Annotated in this window: 19 protein-coding genes and 4 pseudogenes; 10 read left to right on the forward strand and 13 right to left on the reverse strand. The window is 30.7% G+C overall.

What is annotated here, in order from left to right; genetic code table 11:
* The first annotated feature begins 330 nt into the window (after positions 1 to 330).
* Together AC1Q8L_RS28755 and AC1Q8L_RS28760 are read left to right on the forward strand one after the other, a co-directional pair.
* A complete protein-coding gene (locus tag AC1Q8L_RS28755) occupies positions 331 to 1,611 on the forward strand; it encodes an AAA family ATPase (protein ID WP_098312113.1) in 1,281 nt (426 codons plus the stop codon).
* Entirely contained in the window at positions 1,598 to 2,287 is a 690-nt protein-coding gene (locus AC1Q8L_RS28760; protein WP_098312114.1) for an HNH endonuclease, read from the forward strand. The genes AC1Q8L_RS28755 and AC1Q8L_RS28760 overlap by 14 nt, the downstream gene beginning before the upstream one ends.
* Positions 2,288 to 2,613: 326 nt before the next feature.
* Here the strand turns inward: AC1Q8L_RS28760 and AC1Q8L_RS28765 are convergent.
* The 3 genes and pseudogenes from AC1Q8L_RS28765 to AC1Q8L_RS28775 form a co-directional block, all read right to left on the reverse strand.
* Positions 2,614 to 2,869: pseudogene (locus AC1Q8L_RS28765) on the reverse strand (MerR family transcriptional regulator); the annotation flags it as partial.
* A gap of 87 nt (positions 2,870 to 2,956) precedes the next feature.
* The gene (locus tag AC1Q8L_RS28770) at positions 2,957 to 3,427 is read right to left on the reverse strand and encodes a hypothetical protein (protein ID WP_098312115.1); all 471 of its coding nucleotides are present in this window, start codon (positions 3,425 to 3,427) and stop codon (positions 2,957 to 2,959) included.
* A 411-nt stretch (positions 3,428 to 3,838) separates the two neighbouring features.
* A complete protein-coding gene (locus tag AC1Q8L_RS28775; RefSeq protein WP_098312116.1) occupies positions 3,839 to 4,126 on the reverse strand; it encodes a hypothetical protein in 288 nt (95 codons plus the stop codon).
* Positions 4,127 to 4,396: 270 nt separating this feature from the next.
* Here AC1Q8L_RS28775 and AC1Q8L_RS28780 point away from each other — a divergent pair, with 270 nt between their 5' ends.
* The 3 genes and pseudogenes from AC1Q8L_RS28780 to AC1Q8L_RS28790 form a co-directional block, all read left to right on the forward strand.
* Complete coding sequence (locus AC1Q8L_RS28780; protein WP_098312117.1) at positions 4,397 to 5,341, forward strand: S8 family peptidase; 945 nt, start codon at positions 4,397 to 4,399, stop codon at positions 5,339 to 5,341.
* A gap of 171 nt (positions 5,342 to 5,512) precedes the next feature.
* Positions 5,513 to 5,767 (forward strand): annotated as a pseudogene (locus AC1Q8L_RS28785) (transposase); the annotation flags it as partial.
* A gap of 227 nt (positions 5,768 to 5,994) precedes the next feature.
* Positions 5,995 to 6,420 (forward strand): annotated as a pseudogene (locus AC1Q8L_RS28790) (asparagine synthase-related protein); the annotation flags it as partial.
* Between the two features lie 280 nt (positions 6,421 to 6,700).
* On the opposite strand, the gene AC1Q8L_RS28795 reads toward AC1Q8L_RS28790, so the two are convergent.
* The 3 genes from AC1Q8L_RS28795 to AC1Q8L_RS28805 form a co-directional block, all read right to left on the reverse strand.
* Entirely contained in the window at positions 6,701 to 7,492 is a 792-nt protein-coding gene (locus AC1Q8L_RS28795; protein WP_000744855.1) for an ADP-ribosyltransferase, read from the reverse strand.
* Positions 7,493 to 7,723: 231 nt separating this feature from the next.
* Positions 7,724 to 8,149 carry a DUF4879 domain-containing protein gene (locus AC1Q8L_RS28800; RefSeq protein WP_000475218.1) on the reverse strand — a complete coding sequence of 142 codons (426 nt, stop codon included), beginning with the start codon at positions 8,147 to 8,149 and terminating at the stop codon, positions 7,724 to 7,726.
* Positions 8,150 to 8,709: 560 nt separating this feature from the next.
* The gene (locus AC1Q8L_RS28805) at positions 8,710 to 9,408 is read right to left on the reverse strand and encodes a DUF1963 domain-containing protein (protein ID WP_327960369.1); all 699 of its coding nucleotides are present in this window, start codon (positions 9,406 to 9,408) and stop codon (positions 8,710 to 8,712) included.
* 251 nt (positions 9,409 to 9,659) lie between these two features.
* Between AC1Q8L_RS28805 and AC1Q8L_RS28810 the strand changes: the two genes are divergently transcribed.
* Both AC1Q8L_RS28810 and AC1Q8L_RS28815 read left to right on the forward strand, forming a co-directional pair.
* Positions 9,660 to 10,019, forward strand: coding sequence for a DUF3796 domain-containing protein (locus AC1Q8L_RS28810; protein WP_000791800.1), 360 nt, complete (start codon positions 9,660 to 9,662; stop codon positions 10,017 to 10,019).
* Positions 10,009 to 10,209 (forward strand): helix-turn-helix transcriptional regulator, encoded by a 201-nt coding sequence (locus AC1Q8L_RS28815; protein WP_001128819.1) that lies wholly within the window; start codon positions 10,009 to 10,011, stop codon positions 10,207 to 10,209. The genes AC1Q8L_RS28810 and AC1Q8L_RS28815 overlap by 11 nt, the downstream gene beginning before the upstream one ends.
* Before the next feature lie 297 nt (positions 10,210 to 10,506).
* On the opposite strand, the gene AC1Q8L_RS28820 is transcribed toward AC1Q8L_RS28815, so the two are convergent.
* A complete protein-coding gene (locus AC1Q8L_RS28820) occupies positions 10,507 to 10,977 on the reverse strand; it encodes a DUF6773 family protein (protein ID WP_000410444.1) in 471 nt (156 codons plus the stop codon).
* A gap of 1 nt (position 10,978) precedes the next feature.
* Positions 10,979 to 11,176 carry a helix-turn-helix transcriptional regulator gene (locus tag AC1Q8L_RS28825; RefSeq protein WP_000116560.1) on the reverse strand — a complete coding sequence of 66 codons (198 nt, stop codon included), beginning with the start codon at positions 11,174 to 11,176 and terminating at the stop codon, positions 10,979 to 10,981.
* A gap of 180 nt (positions 11,177 to 11,356) precedes the next feature.
* Between AC1Q8L_RS28825 and AC1Q8L_RS28830 the strand changes: the two genes are divergently transcribed.
* Positions 11,357 to 11,500: a DUF5065 family protein gene (locus AC1Q8L_RS28830; protein WP_098219107.1), complete on the forward strand. Its 144-nt coding sequence runs from the start codon at positions 11,357 to 11,359 to the stop codon at positions 11,498 to 11,500.
* A gap of 183 nt (positions 11,501 to 11,683) precedes the next feature.
* Here AC1Q8L_RS28830 and AC1Q8L_RS28835 read toward each other — a convergent pair.
* Positions 11,684 to 11,948, reverse strand: a pseudogene (locus AC1Q8L_RS28835) (hypothetical protein); the annotation flags it as partial.
* 94 nt (positions 11,949 to 12,042) lie between these two features.
* A complete protein-coding gene (locus tag AC1Q8L_RS28840; protein ID WP_098312125.1) occupies positions 12,043 to 12,222 on the reverse strand; it encodes a hypothetical protein in 180 nt (59 codons plus the stop codon).
* 1,222 nt (positions 12,223 to 13,444) lie between these two features.
* Here AC1Q8L_RS28840 and AC1Q8L_RS28845 point away from each other — a divergent pair.
* Positions 13,445 to 13,645, forward strand: a complete 201-nt coding sequence (locus tag AC1Q8L_RS28845) for a hypothetical protein (RefSeq protein WP_001097658.1) — start codon at positions 13,445 to 13,447, stop codon at positions 13,643 to 13,645.
* A gap of 562 nt (positions 13,646 to 14,207) precedes the next feature.
* On the opposite strand, the gene AC1Q8L_RS28850 is transcribed toward AC1Q8L_RS28845, so the two are convergent.
* The 3 genes from AC1Q8L_RS28850 to AC1Q8L_RS28860 all read right to left on the reverse strand — a co-directional run bounded on the left by AC1Q8L_RS28850 (position 14,208) and on the right by AC1Q8L_RS28860 (position 15,937).
* Positions 14,208 to 14,426 (reverse strand): alpha/beta-type small acid-soluble spore protein, encoded by a 219-nt coding sequence (locus AC1Q8L_RS28850; RefSeq protein WP_327960375.1) that lies wholly within the window; start codon positions 14,424 to 14,426, stop codon positions 14,208 to 14,210.
* A 64-nt stretch (positions 14,427 to 14,490) separates the two neighbouring features.
* Positions 14,491 to 14,679 (reverse strand): hypothetical protein, encoded by a 189-nt coding sequence (locus AC1Q8L_RS28855; RefSeq protein ID WP_225988616.1) that lies wholly within the window; start codon positions 14,677 to 14,679, stop codon positions 14,491 to 14,493.
* 85 nt (positions 14,680 to 14,764) lie between these two features.
* Entirely contained in the window at positions 14,765 to 15,937 is a 1,173-nt protein-coding gene (locus AC1Q8L_RS28860) for a tyrosine-type recombinase/integrase (protein ID WP_098312127.1), read from the reverse strand.
* A 374-nt stretch (positions 15,938 to 16,311) separates the two neighbouring features.
* Here AC1Q8L_RS28860 and AC1Q8L_RS28865 point away from each other — a divergent pair, with 374 nt between their 5' ends.
* The gene (locus AC1Q8L_RS28865) at positions 16,312 to 17,307 is read left to right on the forward strand and encodes a helix-turn-helix domain-containing protein (protein ID WP_097854122.1); all 996 of its coding nucleotides are present in this window, start codon (positions 16,312 to 16,314) and stop codon (positions 17,305 to 17,307) included.
* Positions 17,308 to 17,687: the final 380 nt, after the last annotated feature.

Consider the following 17,687-nt stretch of genomic DNA (forward strand, 5'->3'; position numbering starts at 1 on the left):
ATCACATTTTTTAGTTATATAGCCGGAATTGATTCTAATGAAATGGAACCATTAATTATTTAGCACTTTAAAAATGCAATTTTGATCCTTTCGAAGCACTAAATTAGCTAGATTTTAATAAACTTCAAAAGGTGTACCTTTTGAAGTGTTTTAACTGGAGGGTGTGTATTTTATAATATGAAAGTAAAAGGTATTTGTAAGGATATACATCTATAAATAACGAAAACTATATATTATAACATTTTTATAAATAAAAATATCTTCTTCTCGGATCATATTAATAATTAATGATATTATTAATATGATTCGAGAAGAAGGAAGGAGATTTTTATGACCGATATATTTGTAACGGAATTAAATATTAATAAAGTAAGACATTTAAAAAATGTTAGTATTCCACTCTCTAAAGAAACTAGAAAACACTTAATTTTAACTGGTAAAAATGGTTCAGGTAAAACTTCATTACTAGAAGGTATCTTACAATACTTGGAGATATCAGAAAATAGCTCTATAACACAACTTAGTCGTAATCACGAATATATTGCTGTTCACAAAAACACTTTAAATAACTTGAAAATAGAGTTGCAAAATAATCCTAATGATTCAGGGTTATTGATGAGAATTGAGGAACAGGAACGTTACATTCAAAATAACAGAGATAATATAGAAAAATATGAAGGCAAAGTAAAACTTTCATTTAATACACTTCTAAATATTGATAAATATTATGAAAACGGTAAATATATCATTTCGTATTTCAATGCTAATAGAAATTCTCAAATGGATATTCCAAACGGTATTGAAAAAACACAGTTAATTCCAACCAAACAAATAAAAACAAATGCCAATAGTATCTTTTTAAAATACTTAGTAGATTTAAAGGCACAGCAAATGTTTGCACAACAAGCTGGTGACTTACATATATCTAAAGATATCGAAAAATGGTTTAATAATTTAGAAAGATGTTTTCAAATGATATTTGAAAATAATGAGTTGGTTTTAAAGTTTGACTATGTTAACTATAATTTTATAATTGAAGAGCCTGGGAAAGAAGCATATACATTAAACACACTATCCAGTGGTTATTCTTCTTTATTACATATAATTACAGAGCTTATTATTAGAATGCTTAGTGCTAACGCACCGCTTTATGATATACAGGGAATAGTATTAATAGATGAAATAGACGTTCATCTACATATTAGTTTACAAAAAAAGGTATTGAAATTACTAACTGATTTGTTCCCTAACATTCAGTTTATAATTTCAACTCATTCTCCTTTTGTTATTAATTCAATTGAAAATGCTGTAGTTTATGATTTAGAAAAGGATTTATTGGTAAATGATTTGGCATTATTTCCGTTTCAAGCAATACTTGAAGGATATTTTGAAATTGATCAATATTCATATTTATTTAAAGAAAAACTACAGGAATATCAAAGATTGAGTGAAAATGTAAACGGATTGTCAGAAGAAGAGATGTTAAAACTTGAAAAATTACGAGAAGATTTCTCTAATGTACCAAAAGAAAACACAAAAGAGTTACAATTAAAATTGGCGGAAATTGACTTGCAGATGATTTTGAGTGGTGAGAATAATGATATTAATTGATAAATCACAGCCCGAGCCTACAGAGTTATCCGAAGAAAGAGCGAAATCCAATGGTACTTATAGAATTGAAAAAGTTTTAGATAGACTGAGAGAAGATTTTTATAATAAGTGTTATATTTGTGAATCTAAGAATCCTATTAGTGTAAATGTGGAGCATTTTATACCTCATAAAGGGAATAAGGATTTGAAATTTTCATGGGAAAACCTTTTTTGGTCATGTGCCCATTGTAACAATATAAAGTTAGCACAATATGATAACATGTTAAATTGTACAGATCCTCAAGATAATGTGGAAAATAGAATGAATTTCAAGGTGGAACCAGTTCCTTTTGCTAAAGTATATATAGAAGCAATGGATCAAGAAAATAAAACGGTTCAGACTGTTGAATTGCTACATAAAGTTTATAATGGAAGTACCCATTTAAAAACGATAGAAGCATCATATATTAGAGAAGCGTTAGTTGATGAAATGTTAGATTTCTATGATTTGTTAAGGAATTATATTAAAAGCGCAACTCAACAACGGAAAGATAGATATTTTTTAGAGATTATCGAAAAACTTGATTCTAGTTCAGCCTTTGCGGCATTTAAGCGCCAAGTGATTAAAAATAATAGTAATCTCATGAATATATTTGGTGAACATATTAATATTTCAAGAGAATTTAGTCCAAGCTAACAAAAGGGATTCTTATTAAAAGAATCCTTTTTTCTTTTATGTTGTATTTGGAGTCACCATGTTACTTTGAGGGAATTGTACTTTCAGTAATTAAAAATATCACTTTTAGGAAGATTCATTTGTAAAAGGTAAAATTAAGTTTATATCTTTTATAATTTGTAAAACACATCTTTAAATATTCAAATAAAACCCATTGATATCTTGCACATTTACTGACATCATTGGGCTTTATCGATTTCAAATTTTGTATAAATCATTTTAAATCAACATGGATATAATAATAATTTAGTAAACGTACAATTTTCTTTTTTTGATATGGTGACCCCTAATTGCTGTTTAATGTAGAATGGCACTAAATCCGTTTCCTCAGTCTTTTCTAGCGTCATACCGTCATGCTTACTCAATTCAATTAATTTCTCAATAACCATAATGTCACTGTCTGTGTACTGGCGTCTGCCACGATTATCTTTTTTTACAACAAATCTCTCGTTGCAATACTTCCATGTACTTTCTAAGGGTGCTATCACTTATTCCTAGTCGTTTGTATACTTCACTAGCAGAATAAACAATTTTGTCCGTCATAACGTCACGACACCTCCTAGCGAGAGTATTCCATGATGAGAATGAAATTCCTGCAAAGAAAAAATCCCCTGTAAAAACAGGAGATTTTTATTCATTATTTATGACTCTTAAATTCACAATTCCGAAACCTGCTTGTTCTTTCCCTTCAATACCAGTTACATATCCTTCGGAAATTGTGACTTCATTTTCCATTGCCTGTTCCTTGTTATCTGTTAGCCATTTTCCATAGCTTTTCGTACCATTTCTTGCATTTTTGTATACAAGTCGCATATCAATGATACCATGCCCTGCTTGTTCTTTAGTCCTAATTCCAATTACTATTTCTTGCTCTGAAACATCATCTTGCCTTACCCAGTTCACATTTTCATTATTAGTCAACCAACCTGTTTCACCAGCATCACCTGAATTAAAGTCACGATAAGAAAGACGCAAATCAATAATACCGTATCCGGCTGCCTCTCTTACCTCAATCCCAGATATAACTTTCCCTTGAGGTACGAATATTGGTCCGCGATCCTCTCCAGCAGGATTTGTACTAACCCAATCAGACTTACTCATGTTAAACATCTCCTTTTTAATAATGTTAATTCAAATACTCCTAGTATCTTGAGCCTAAGCAACAAATTTTATTCACCTTTATATTTAGAATCAACAATAGAATCACACTTAACATATATTTAAAACAGCTATGCTTCGGGGGTTAAAGGAGTACAGCCCATTGCCATCAAGCTAACAGAAAACAATACCCCATAACGAAAAAATCTACCTTTTTTGCTAGAAATCCTGATAAAAGATTATTTATGATGTATTGTATTAGTAAAAGTATTCATTTCCATTTTATAAATGGTCAATAATCCATTGCCATGGAATCTAACAATTCTGAACTGACAGCAAACTTCCTATTTGCTATATGATAAAGTCACTTCAGATTCTTCTCCTGTAACTGTGCAGACTCAATGTTTAAATTAATTAATTTTTCATTGTAATCAACCAAACAGAGTGTTTATTACTGAGCTTTACCCCTAATGAATTATCTGGATGGTTAGCATAATAATGGATCCAAGCTAATCTTGTATAACCTTCTACTAAATGATAAGGTGTTTTGTATCCTGAAAAAAGATAAGTCCATCTTCCAATGTTTTTGCACATATTTTGAATATCTACAGGATTATGAGGAGAGGTAATGGGTGTATCGTTTGGTGGTATTGGAGCTCCAAATTGTTGACATACTCTATATAGATTAGTTTCATAGTTCATAAAATCACCTCTTATAAAAATTGATAATTGATTAATTTTTATAAGAGGTGATTTTTTTACAGTATATTGAATTTGTATTTTAGTTGTTAAATTTAAGGATTATAGGTTGAACTGATATAAAGTTATTGATTAAGAGAAAAATATAAAATGTTAATATACAAAAAAACGATTATTTTAAGTTTTGTTTATAAAAGGGTATATTTATTTGCTTTTAGGAGAATTTAAATCTTGATGTTTTCTATTTTTAATTTTTGGATAGGAGTGATATTGATGGGTTTAAATGATGCTAAAAATGATGCTAATTTAATTCCTTTTGATGTTTTAGAAGTTGCAACAGATGTAAGTGAGATTCCTAAAGGAGTAGAGCTTATTAATGCTCCATCAGTATGGGAAAAAAGTGAAAAAGGAAAGAATATTGTAATAGCTGTCTTGGATACAGGCTGTCAAATTGATCATCCTGAATTAAAAGATTGTATTGTAGGGGGACGAAATTTTACAACGGATTATAATAATGATCCTAATAATTTCTCTGATAATAACGGTCACGGTACGCATGTTTCAGGAACAATAGCTGCTATGGAAAATAATAAGGGTGTTGTGGGTGTTGCACCATTGGCAAAATTGCTTGTTGTTAAAGTTCTTTCTGGAAGTGGTTCTGGAGCCTGGGACTGGATTGCAAATGGTATTGATTATGCAGTAAATTGGAGAGGTTCTAATGGAGAAAAAGTTAGAGCAATTTCTATGTCTCTGAGTGGAGCTTTTAATGATTCTAGATTATATCAAGCTGTAAAAAATGCAGTTGCTAATGATGTTTTAGTTGTGTGTGCTGCAGGTAATAATGGTGATTGTAGTGAATCTACTGATGAATTAATGTATCCTGGTTCTTATCAAGAAGTAGTAGAAGTTGGTGCTATTGATTTACACAAAAAAATTGCTTGTTTTAGTAACTCTAATAAAAATGTTGATTTAGTAGCTCCTGGAGAAGGAATTTGGTCAACTTATATCGATGGTGGTTATGCGAAATTAAGCGGTACTTCGATGGCTACACCTCATGTTTCTGGAGGAAGTGCATTAATAATTAGACAATGTGAAAATGAATTTGGAAGAACATTTTCAGAACCAGAAATTTACGCACAATTAATTAAACGTACTACAGATATTGGCTATGATAGACGTTTAGAAGGTAGTGGGTTATTAGATTTTACTAAAGGTTAAACATTTATTCGTTTTAAAAAATACAATTAAATATTGCGTTTGTTTTGTCGTCCTTGTTATGAAATAGGTGTTTTAAGAATTAACATTCTTAAAATTAGAAAAGTCTCTTCAATTCTTTTGAAGTGCACCCCAATTGTTAGACACAGTCTAACAATTGGAGGTGCATTTTTTATGGCTAAATTTTCTTCAACAGAGAAGATCCAAGCAGTGAAACGCTATTTAGATGGTACAGAAAGCGGAAAAACAATTGCTAAATCTATAGAACTTACTCCTAGCTGACTTCGTGAGTGGATTAGACGATATAAATTTTCAGGTAAATATGCTTTTGAAAAACGATATACATCCTACTCTACCCAGTATAAACTAGACGTACTTAATTATATGAATGAACACGGGATATCTATCAGAGAAACAGCGGCAATTTACATTCTCTATCCCCTTAATAATTTCAAGGGTCGGTAGCCAGGTTTAAATTGTTTAATAATCAGATATCCCGCCTGTACCATCAAGCTAAAAAATTGTATCCATAAAACGAACGCCCCAAAAACAGTAAAATTGATATTTCTAGGTGAAAATCTTATTTTGGGGCCTTATAAAATTCTGAAGTTGATGGATGTGTGGTAGGACCCCTTCATGAAAAATCTCATCATGTTATGTTAGAGAGAAAAGATCGTACTAGCATGATGACAGGTTTTGAAGTACGTGTTCCATTTTGTGACTATCGACTGGTTGAATATCTCTGGAATGTACCGTTTGAAATAAAAAGTATCGATAATATTGAAAAGGGAATTTTACGTCGAGCTTTCCAGACTGTTCTTCCCACAGATGTATGTTATCGTAAAAAAAGTGCATATCCAAGTACAAAAGATAACGCCTATTTACAAGGAATTAGTGTATGGATGCTAGATGTATTAAACGATAATACCTCTCCTATTCTACCTCTTATTAACGTAGAAAAGGTTCGTTCAGTTGCACTAGGTACAGATGAAATCATTACTGGTAATGAAGCTAGAGGTTTAATTGATTATCTACTTCAAGTAAATAGCTGGCTTCAAGAATATCAAATTAAACTTATCTAAAATATATTCGATAGATAGCAAAGTAACATTTTATATATGTCGAACAATTAAGATGGATCCCTACCATCCCTTGTTCGAAGCCAATTCATCTCCCGCCTACTCACTGGGCTGAAACCCTTCACGCTCCTTGAGGAAGGAGTCTTCTTGGCTAAGATGATTAAAAACCGTAAAGATTAGAAATCCTTACGGTTTTTATTTGGATTATTTACATGCGTTGCGTATTCGGATTTATATAGTTATTCTGAATCACTTTATTTTTTAAAATTTAACTTCATTAGATTTATTTAATTGTAGCCTCCACTTTTATTTGTTCTTTTTGGGTATTGTTATCTATAGCTATATATATTTTTTCAATTTTATAGACGGTATTTCTTGGCAATAACAATTCGTATTGCCCTGGATACGCAGTCAAGTCATCTGAATTCATATAAGCACCATGAGTCCCAGAGCCTACCTTAAATTCTGTCATAACTGGTCTTGTTTTGGCATATCCGGCATCAATAAGTATAGAAGTACTTATATATCCAAACTCAGTTATTGTTTTTCCTTGGAATTTTTTTTGTATTTCCTTGAATTTCTCCCTATCAACCTTGCCATTTTTTATTATGGAATTATCATACTCCTTTCCAAAAATCCATGCATCATCCCCTCGATACACTTTTATATTGTCATTCATTTTTGCCTCTTTTCTATTTAATGCTTTATCTAAGGATTCAATTTTTTTCTTCATTGTAAGATCAGAATCTAATTTACCCGCATGCGTTCTTAAGAATTCATTATACGGCCTTGCATTTTTTGTATAATCTCTTATGGCAGATTTCTCTTCTTTACTCCACTTACTAAATTGTTTTTTTCCCCAAGCATCAGCTTCTTCTTTGTTTGTACACAGCTTATATTTGTCTACATTATTACAGTCCTTGGGCTTTGACGGTATATTTCCTATATATTTTGATGTAAATTGAAACGTCACATTATCATTTGGCTCAGTCATCGCAAATGTAGAGGTAGTACCACCAAATACAGTTAAACCTAATGATAGAATAGTAGCTATAGCTAGACTTTGTTTTTTCATACTAAAACTCCTCTTATTCTGTATTTTTTTAAAATTAAAGGTTTCCATTCTCCAAAACTATGTTTATATAGATCCGTAGAGCTATCATGACTATGAACTTTTACAAATGGGTAACATAGTCATAAAACAATAGAAAAGTATTATTATAGAAATAGTATTCAATTCAAAGAATAAACTACCCCATTAGAACTCGTACCTTAATAGTTATTCCTATAATTTACCCCTGGTTATTTATTGTATATAAAGTGAAGTGCGCATTGTATTGAATGGGAAATTAATAGAGGTTTTTTGATATTCAAATGTCCCCTGTTGATGTCCAGATGCATCCCACTTATAATACCAACCAACAATTGGGTTGCCGCCAATTACAGTTGAGCCAATACTCTTTACTGCTGAACCATTCATTTTTGCAATCGGATTTTGTCCATATCCAATTTCTTTTGTGTAAATATATAGGTAACTTCCTCCATGGTTCCTTGTTGTACTAAAGCTATTAGTATTGATTGTCTCTACCCCACCTTGCTCAGACTCTACTTGTACAACATTTAAGGAAGACAATGGTGCTGCAGGACCAGCAGATGCCTCTGTTGCCATTCCTAAACTTACAAATGTAGTGATTGCTAACGACGAAATCCCTAATGCTACTTTTTTAAACATAATAAGATCCCTTCCCTCCATTTATTGTATATCATCACAAACATAACTTCGTTTCCTAAATATGTAAATATCTTGAAGTTGTAGAAATATAAAACAGAATATTCTGTTTTATATTTCTACAGCTTTATCAACACAAGAGATAGGCTTTTCGCCTTTTTACGTAGATCGTATTATGGGCATGTCTAATTGTTCATCCTTTACTACTCTGTGGGATTAGGTTATCAAATTGATAAATTTAACAATTTATTTTCAAGATATTTATTAACTAGAGTATTATTAATGAAAGAACCATTATAGGGATAAGGAAACGATTCTAGGTATGAAGTGTCACTATTGGCATTAATTAGAAATAAAAAAAGAACTTTATTCAAGTTCTTTTAACCAATGAGACTAGGTGGTCTAGCTGACACCTCTAATTTGACATATTTCTTCATTGTAAATTCTCTTTTTCCTTTTAATCCATTAAAGTGTGTAGTTTTATAGACATACCGCCAACATTTTAACGAGAATATAAGCTAAGCAAGATTTCACATAAGAAAACGTTACTTTATTTCTTATTCCTATAAGAAATCACAGTGTGCAATCCAATCATTTGTTTTACTATTTTTAGCAAAATAAATTCCGCCGCCATGAATAATCTTTAAATGTGCTTTTGGGTCATCTGTTATTTGAAAAATATATTCATAATCCGCAGGCCATTGGATACCTGATTGGGCAAAAGAAGCATAGCCACCTAATTTATGTATGTAATAATTTTCTTCAAAAATATCCTCGTAGTAGTCAATATCAATTGTGTTTTCAAGTTCTAAAATTCTATCTTGAATGTTGTTTGGAAAATCTTCCGTATCCCATTGTGGAAACTCATCAGTTACTAATCTAGGGATTAAGGGAAAAGGTTTTAGATTTGGAAACGTAAGTGACATCTCATTGGGTACTAGTTCCTCTAAAGAATCATATTCTCTAATACAAAAATTCCTCGATAAGTTGGACAAATCTTTAGCAAAGTTTGGAGAGAGAAATACTGCGATGGCTTTCAAATCTTTTACTACTTCTGGAAGAAAAGGTATTTGAGTTAAATTAAGCATCATGATCGCATACATTTTTTCTCCATAGCGGTCAATTGGGTAAGTTTCATTTGGTAATGAATAGTGAATCTTTCCAATCCAACTTTCATTTATAGATAAATCGGGCCTTTTTCCACCTGTTTGAAAGATAGTTGCTCTTTTTCTTAGGATATTTTTTATTTGATCTATTTCCAAAGTATTTCTCCTCCTAAATTTATATTTTGTTTTCTCTTGATTTCATTTAATAATTATATTGTATCAATATTGTGAGTTTTTTGTTATAACGATTCTTTTGAAGGGTGCTGTTAGCGGCAATTTCACGTATCTTTTTGTGGTTTTGCTGTCAATTTAAAACAAATTTGTAATGTTGTAAGTCCTTTCAATTTGCAAAACTATGTGATATATTTTTAACATATAGAGCGAAATATATCACGTAGGAGGATTGTATGAAAAATAAAATGGCTTATTTAGGATTTATCGGTTTTTTAGGGTTTTTGGCACCTTTCTCATTTTTAGGTGATATTACGTGGGCAGGTCTCCTATTCAATTTCTTTTTCTTCTTTGCATATGCAAAAGTGGTACCAGATGAGCTTTTTATACTACATGTTCGCATCTCTGCTACAAGAGCTTTTTTCGTAGCATTGGTACTAGGTATCATACTAGTTTTGAGTATTTTTATTTTTGAAAATCTACATATAATTCGTTTACTTGTTATTATTGCAGTTTTTGCACCATTAGGTACCTTCTTAATTAATTTAGAAATATTTGAGCGTAGAGAAAAGAAAGGAATGCAAGATGCCACTTAAGACTCGAATGAAAGAATATAGAGTAAGGTTAAATATGTCTCAGGAAGATTTAGCTAATAAGGTTGGGGTTAGAAGAGAAACAATTGGCAATCTCGAAAACGGAAAATATAACCCTTCATTCAAACTTACTTATGATATTGCAAAGGTTTTAGAAGCGCCTATCGAGACTCTGTTTTGGTTTGAAGAATAGAATAATTCTAGTACAAATAAGTTAACTTTTATAATTGATATTTTCATAAGTTTTGATCAAGCGTTTTTATAAAACCTACATTCAGACTTTAACATGGGAATCCATTTTGATTAATCTTTATTCAAAATGGATTCTTTTTAGTGTTAATTCAATACGGATTTTCAAAGCATTTAGGGGCACGCCACATCGCTATCAAGCTAACAAAACAAAATATCCCCTAAAACGAAAAAGAGATGAAGAAAATAATAAAAAGCTTATCATTATGTACTAAAAGATAAGCTTTTTTGTCTAAACTTATTAAATTTTATTGGATTTATTCCATGCTAATACAGTAATAAAATATTGAATACCAAACAAAATAGTAACAAGTAGAATAAACTTAATACATACTAAGATCCATCCAACAATATCTTGAGGTAATTGATTATGATATGTAGTGTAGGCTACACCAGAAAAAGATAAAATAAGAGTATAAGATAATTTAGCTTTTAATTTTTGTTTTAATTTTTCCTTGTTATCGATTTCTGGTTCGTAAACACCAGCTAAAATGGATCTAATAAAGAAGAATACCATATAACAGATAATGATACCAAGAGCTGTAGCCCATTCTAGAAACGGTCTTTGTAAGTATACGCCCCTTATTATTAAATCTAAGAAGGCTAGCAATAAAACCACAATTCCAGATTGAGCCCAAATTTTCATTTCGATTTGTTGAATTCTTTCATCTGAATGTGTACTGAGTGAAAACAAAGCTTTAAATTTTTCCATTCTATTTTTCCTCCCAAAATAATTCATCTAAAGTTTTATCGAGTGATTTAGCTATATCAATACAAAGCTTTAAAGATGGATTGTATTTATTAAGTTCAATAAGGCCAATGGTTTGCCGGGTAACATTTACAAGCCCAGCTAATTCTTGTTGAGTTAGCCCCTTTTCTGTTCTAGCAATTTTTATTTTGCTTACTGACATTAAATACACCCCGTTTGTAAAGATAATCTTTACTTCTTTTATCTTATATTCTATATATTAAATTACAAACAAAATAAATGCAATATATACTTTACATTAGGGCGTATATAAATTGCTTTTATCCTTTCTGTTTCCATTTCTAGTGTTTTTATCTCTAAAACTATCTCACAAAGATAAAAAATAAATTATGATTCTGGTACTGCGCATATTTATGGGAGCTTTGTAACACCTATTACATCAGTTTATAAGCCAGGATTATTTGTAGATGTTATGAAAATTGATAAACATAATTATTATGGTGGCAGCTTTAAAATTAAAAAATAATAAAAGTTAATTTCACTAATGATAATATTTTTGATATGATCAATGTATAATAAAAACATAACTCATGTAATAGTCTAGGCGGTATACTTAACCAACGGCCGCTTAGCTAATGAGTTATACCCCTTAGAAAAGGTACCTTGCAGCAGGGGTGCCTTTTCTTTTACTTTTTAGTGATACATCATTCTAAATTGAAGCCATATAGTTAAAAAGTATAATGATTAAATTGTAATTGAAGTGAAGTATGTATCCCATATGAATATTTTTAAATATTAGAAAAAAACATTTGAGCGATAGCTGGTATTCCAATGATAATTAAACATTGTACCCAATTATAGTTATACGTAGAGAGATGGAGTAATCCAAATGAGCTTCCAGACAATATTAAAGAGGCTGTAATTGAAGCTATGGGGCTTATTTTGAAGAAGCGTATGATCTTATGCCAAAAGAAAAAGCATCCCTCAGGATGCCTAACTTACCCTATTTATTAAATACATTTTCATCATGATGATATAAAGGAATACTTCTAAAGGATAAATTAAGAACTATTTCTTCATCCTCTTTTCAACCCAACTAATAAAACTGGTACTTAGTTGCTGTTCTTGCAGCCAGTCTTGTAGTTTTCTATATTCATCCCAATATGTTTCCTGGGTCCCTTTAATTGATTCTAAATAAATTGATTTTGTTGTAAAATATATAAATTTCTCTTCAGTGTATTTAGCCATATTTTTCACTTCCTTTTTCCCTGCACTTTAACGAAGCTTATTATTTATAGTACACACGTAACCCTATTAAGCTAACAATACCGGTTGAGCTCAAAATAAAAATGAATTTCATCAATATAAAAATATCTGTATTAATTTTGCTCCACTAGGCGTACCACCAACATTTTAACGAAAATATACGCTAAGCAAAAATATAATAAGCTGTCCATATGGACAGCTTATTTACATAAAATTCGTTATTGGAAGTTGATTAATATCAGTTCATTTGTTTTTCGAAAGGAGTTATTTTGTTCTTTCAAAGATAATATCAAAGTAATTCGCGTACCCTATAGTTTGGGGCACAAATAGTTGATTTTATAGGGGGAAAACCTGTAACTAAAGCCTAATATAGGTGTTTTTGTTTAAATTTTGCTTAATTCTCACCGGTAATTAACTAAAAATTTAGGAATCGTTATATAATGAATTTAATTTAAAATTAGGAGTGATTAAATTGTCAGATATGATAAACCTCGTTTTTTTCATCATTATAGCGATTAGTACTGTTTTTTATTTAATAAAAGAATTTCAAAAACCTGAGAAAAAGTACTTTGGATTTCACTAGAGTTTTTAGTTCTTTTCTGGGCTATAGGAAGCATATCGACTATCATAATCTAATAGGGGTACCACCACATCGCTATCAAGCTAATACAACAGAATCCTCCTAAAATGGAAATTAATAAAGATAGAGTTTTGGTGAAACAAAGATGGAGAAAGACAAAAGATACAAAGGGTCGGTTATATGATTTCTGTCAAGACCTTACGGTAGTAGAAAAAGACTATAAACCTGAAGTATGTTGTAGCAGTTACGAGTGTGGATGCTATGGTATGCCAAACAATCCAGTAGTTTGCAAGAAGTGTATCAAACAACATACTTTTAAATTAAAACTAAATCTAAGAAAGAACTCAAAACGAGGTCTTCATAAACGTAAAATAGATGTGTATCTTCCGTAAAGGAGGGGGATGATGTATTTTTATAAGGAGTCAAGATGGAGTAAGTTTAAACGTAAGAGTAAATCCTTTGGAAACTGGTTACTGGAAGTAATAGACTTCATTATAAGCGATATCATATGGAATTTCATCTTCAGAGGTTTCTTTAGACTAATAGGTTGGGTGTTTTGGGGTATTAGAAAGGTGTTAAAACTTCTAATAGAAAGCATATTCGATTAAGAAAGAAGGGGTAGTTATGAATACTAGTGAAGAAACGCATTGGCAAAGGTTTAAACGTAAGAGTAAATCCCCGAAAGAGTGGTTAAAGAAAGTATATGAATTTTTTATTAATGAACACGTATGGGATGCTATCTTTAAAGTGTTCATTAAACTAGTATGGGCAGTAAAAGGTATGGGAAAAAGCTTGAAACGGGTAATAGAAAACATATTCAATTAAGAAAGATGGGGTATTGCAATGGAAATGAAACAGATTGGTAGTAAAGGGAAACCAATTGTTCCATTTCACATTAAAAATAAATTAAAATTTTTTCTCTGGGTGTTTTTGTTTACTCCTTGTGCTAAAGATAAGATCGTGTTCCCGGATCTTATCTTTTTTTGTTTGTAGGGGTACCGCCACATTGCTATCAAGCTAAGCTCATACAACGTCAATTATAGTAAAAGGTTGTTTCTTTTTTCTAAAGGCTACCGTGTAGGAAATGGTGCCCCCTATTTATCGATCAATATCAATGGTAAATTAAAACGATGACTTCACTAATTATAAGTTTTTAATAAACTAGTTAAAAAACAATAAAATATAATAAGAATATGTTAAACAGCCCTTAATCTACTTGTAATGAATTTTTTAAAATTAGCCCTTATTGTATTCCCTCGTTGAATAAAACCTCTTATAAAGGAATCTGGAAGGTCGTTTTTAAGTTATAAAAACTAATTTTCGGATTTAGTGTAAATAAAAGGAAAAATAATCCGTTTTATGGATATTTTTTCCTTTTTATTTTGACTTAATGTAATCTCTGTTGTCCAGATAATTGCTCTTCAGCCATTAAAACTAAGCGTTTTGTAATTTCTCCACCGACAGACCCATTTGCACGTGATGATGTATCAGGTCCTAGTGTAACTCCTAATTCACGGGCAATTTCATACTTCATTTGTTCAATAGCACTTGCAGCGGCAGAAATAAGAATTTCATTTGTATTACTTTCGTGTCTTTGAATATTCATAATTGCACCTCCACTATATTTGTATATAACATGTGCTTAATTATAATATTTATACGTAAGTAAACTATTTTCTTCTATTATTTTTAGGAGAACTCTTTTTTGTTCTCTCTTTACCATATTCCACTAACTGAATTTGAAACACATCTGAATCCTGAATTCCTAACACATTCATTTCTTCTCTAAATGAACGCCAGGAATCTACCTTTATTGATTTATCTTGGCCATTTCTTAATGTATAATTCTTGAGTACTATATAATTAAAACCCTCTCACTTGTTAAATAATGTGCATTTAATTATGTAAAAAATACACAATTAAACATTTTTTCATATTAAAATTTCAAACCAACATATCCGCAAATGAAGTCCCCACATTATTCTTTCGTTTCATATGCTTCTCTAAATAGATCTTTGTTGTTTGAATATTTTCATGCCCAAGTGTTTGCATTAAATGATATAGATCCGCATTTCCTTGTTCAACTGCCATAATTGCAAAAGCATGACGGAATGTATGTGCTGTTACAGGATTTTCACGATACTGTAGAAACTCTAAATTTGTCTTTTTTATCATATCTGTTACCTGGTTTGATAACGTTTTGGGATTATAAAAGTTACCTCTTTGATTGATAAATACAGGACTTTCATCTCCACGATTCAATACAGTTTGGAATCCTCTTCTCCGTCTCATTTCGCTAATACATTGGAATAAATGCTCAGGAATGAAAAGTTCACGTACTTTATCCCCTTTTCCTGTGACTTTTAACCAATACTTTCCGTCATAATGTAAGTCTTTCACTCTCGCGGTGCACAATTCTTGAATTCTTGCACCGGTACTCGCTAGAGCGAGTAAAATTGTATAGTTTACTAAATGCCCTTGTTCTTTATAAAATCCTAAAATTTTCATCACTTCATCATAGGATAGGTCTCGATTTGGCCGATCCTGTTCATTTACATTAGCGCGCTGCAGTTCTTCATGAAGAGGCTTTTCAATGTAAGAAAATACATGAAGATGTTTTAGAAAAGAACGAATGAGCACTGTTTTCTTCGCAAGTGTTGCGACCGCGTACATATCTCCTTTTCTACCGTTCTCTACCTGCTTCAACCAAGCATTATATTTACGAATATGCCAAGGTTGCAATGTTTTTAATAAAGAGTCGTTTTGCTGTACCTCTTCCCCATTCAATTCGAATTCCTCTGCATGCTGCACCATGCACTGACAAAATGACAAGATTTCGGATACATAACTCTTTTTCGTACCCTCTTTTCTATTCTTCTTTTCATCCATATCTTTTTGTAAATGTACAAAATGATAAATGACTTCTATATCACTTAAATACGTATATTTACTCTTTCCCTCTTTTTCTGCAACCTCCATCTTCTCTTCCACTTTATCTACATAACGATTGTTATGCAGAAATGGAATGATACCACTTATATTCTCTACATATGTATCCATATACTTACTTTGATTGTTTATAATAGGTACATTTTCTTTTGTATTGTTATTACCCATAATTCGAATTCACCTCTCCTATTGAAGATTATGAATATAATATACTTTATTACCTATAAGTATTATTTTATTTCACTTCTATCTATTATACAAATGATAATTCATATTCTTTCTGTAAGAATCCTACATTCTTCTCTATTAGCCTATACTTATGTTTTTTTATAATTTTTTAGTGAATAGATGTTGTTTAATAATTAACCAATTCCCTTTAAAAACTTATATACTGTTAAATTAACTATAAAACTTTATTAAACTATAAAATCTTATAAGAACTTTGATAAATTCTATTTCTTATTTTAAATGTAAGTCATATTCTGTTATGATATATACATATCTAAATTACTAGCAAACAATAGTTATGGAGGTGTCCTTGCATGACACAAGATTTATTGTTCATTACCAAACCTACTGTAACGACAAAAGAGGCAGCCGACTTATTGGGAGTAACGGTACAAACAATTTTAAAAAAAGAAAAAGATGGATTTATAGAATGTGTATATAAAGATAACTGGAAGCAATTTGGTAGTAAGATTTTCTATTTAGAGGACATTGAACGTTTAAAAAATAAAAATGAGGTTAAAGGCCTTAGCACGAAAGAAGTAGCTGAAATTCTTAATGTTGCACCATCTACTATCTTTACATACATCAAATCTGGAAAATTACCCGCGACAATGGTAGAAAAACGTGGAAAACAAGTCTATCTTATCGATGAAGAAGAGCTAGAGATTTTTATGCTTGATTATGAAAAAACTAAAACAAAAGAGCGAAAAACATTCATTACTAAGATTCAACAAGAAGAGATATATTTATATCAATTATTAACACATCAACATACCGGAAAAATAGCTAGGGTAATAGAAATCAATGGAGCAGACGGCAAGATTCTTACAGAAGACGAAGAAATTTTCCCTCTATCCACTTATAAGGAACATAATTACTCCTTTGAACCTTTCCATAAACAAGCTGTAATTACCAAACGAGGGTATTTATCTTTTTCATTTAAAAAACCTCAGCTATTTAATTCCATTACTTATAATCTAATAAATTTATTTTACAAAGAGCTAGGTGTCACAAATATGCGATTGAGTATTTCATCTGATACTATTAAATTAGAAATTAAACCTTTCGTATTACAAGTTGATCCAATACAGTTTCAAGAAGAGATTAAATACTTATATTCTCATATGAAATCAGGTACTATTCTTCCACATGTAGAGGGAGTTTACTTTAAAAGTAATGTAGAGCCATTAACTTTTCATGCAGATTATGAATTCAAGCAAAAAGTAGTGCAAATGGCAGCGGATGCAGGTATGGGACAGGAAGAATTTCTATTGCAAGCTGTAAAATCTTATATAAAAAATTTAGAATAGCAATAAATTTGATATCAAATAAAAAAAGCGTAGAAATAAAACCTTTCTACACTTTTTTTATTACTTAACTAAATCTAATATCTCTTATTGAAAACTAAAAAAGAAACAATATATTACAACTACCTTTTAATTTACCATAATTTTATTATGGATAATAATTTAACTGTACATTCTATATACTATTAATTCTTTATGATAAATCATTTTCTTATTTTAGATTTTCTTGTTTTGGCACAATTAGTAGATAAGGGTTGAGAACTAAACTTTCGTACATTTCTTACCGCTATAGCATTCGTCATACAATCATCCCTTTAAATAATTTTATCAATATAAACCGTTTTATTGATTTTAAGTAACCAATAATATTTCAAACTACAAAA

The sequence above is a fragment of the Bacillus sp. GW823-FHT06A11 genome, from assembly GCF_058795355.1.

Bases quoted from the DNA above. Each gene is read 5' to 3' on its own strand.
- AC1Q8L_RS28755 (WP_098312113.1), top strand. From the start codon at position 331: ATGACCGATATATTTGTAACGGAATTAAATATTAATAAAGTAAGACAT.
- AC1Q8L_RS28760 (WP_098312114.1), top strand. From the start codon at position 1,598: ATGATATTAATTGATAAATCACAGCCCGAGCCTACAGAGTTATCCGAA.
- AC1Q8L_RS28770 (WP_098312115.1), bottom strand. From the start codon at position 3,427: ATGAGTAAGTCTGATTGGGTTAGTACAAATCCTGCTGGAGAGGATCGC.
- AC1Q8L_RS28775 (WP_098312116.1), bottom strand. From the start codon at position 4,126: ATGAACTATGAAACTAATCTATATAGAGTATGTCAACAATTTGGAGCT.
- AC1Q8L_RS28780 (WP_098312117.1), top strand. From the start codon at position 4,397: ATGGGTTTAAATGATGCTAAAAATGATGCTAATTTAATTCCTTTTGAT.
- AC1Q8L_RS28795 (WP_000744855.1), bottom strand. From the start codon at position 7,492: ATGAAAAAACAAAGTCTAGCTATAGCTACTATTCTATCATTAGGTTTA.
- AC1Q8L_RS28800 (WP_000475218.1), bottom strand. From the start codon at position 8,149: ATGTTTAAAAAAGTAGCATTAGGGATTTCGTCGTTAGCAATCACTACA.
- AC1Q8L_RS28810 (WP_000791800.1), top strand. From the start codon at position 9,660: ATGAAAAATAAAATGGCTTATTTAGGATTTATCGGTTTTTTAGGGTTT.
- AC1Q8L_RS28815 (WP_001128819.1), top strand. From the start codon at position 10,009: ATGCCACTTAAGACTCGAATGAAAGAATATAGAGTAAGGTTAAATATG.
- AC1Q8L_RS28820 (WP_000410444.1), bottom strand. From the start codon at position 10,977: ATGGAAAAATTTAAAGCTTTGTTTTCACTCAGTACACATTCAGATGAA.
- AC1Q8L_RS28825 (WP_000116560.1), bottom strand. From the start codon at position 11,176: ATGTCAGTAAGCAAAATAAAAATTGCTAGAACAGAAAAGGGGCTAACT.
- AC1Q8L_RS28840 (WP_098312125.1), bottom strand. From the start codon at position 12,222: ATGGCTAAATACACTGAAGAGAAATTTATATATTTTACAACAAAATCA.
- AC1Q8L_RS28845 (WP_001097658.1), top strand. From the start codon at position 13,445: ATGAATACTAGTGAAGAAACGCATTGGCAAAGGTTTAAACGTAAGAGT.
- AC1Q8L_RS28850 (WP_327960375.1), bottom strand. From the start codon at position 14,426: ATGAATATTCAAAGACACGAAAGTAATACAAATGAAATTCTTATTTCT.
- AC1Q8L_RS28860 (WP_098312127.1), bottom strand. From the start codon at position 15,937: ATGGGTAATAACAATACAAAAGAAAATGTACCTATTATAAACAATCAA.
- AC1Q8L_RS28865 (WP_097854122.1), top strand. From the start codon at position 16,312: ATGACACAAGATTTATTGTTCATTACCAAACCTACTGTAACGACAAAA.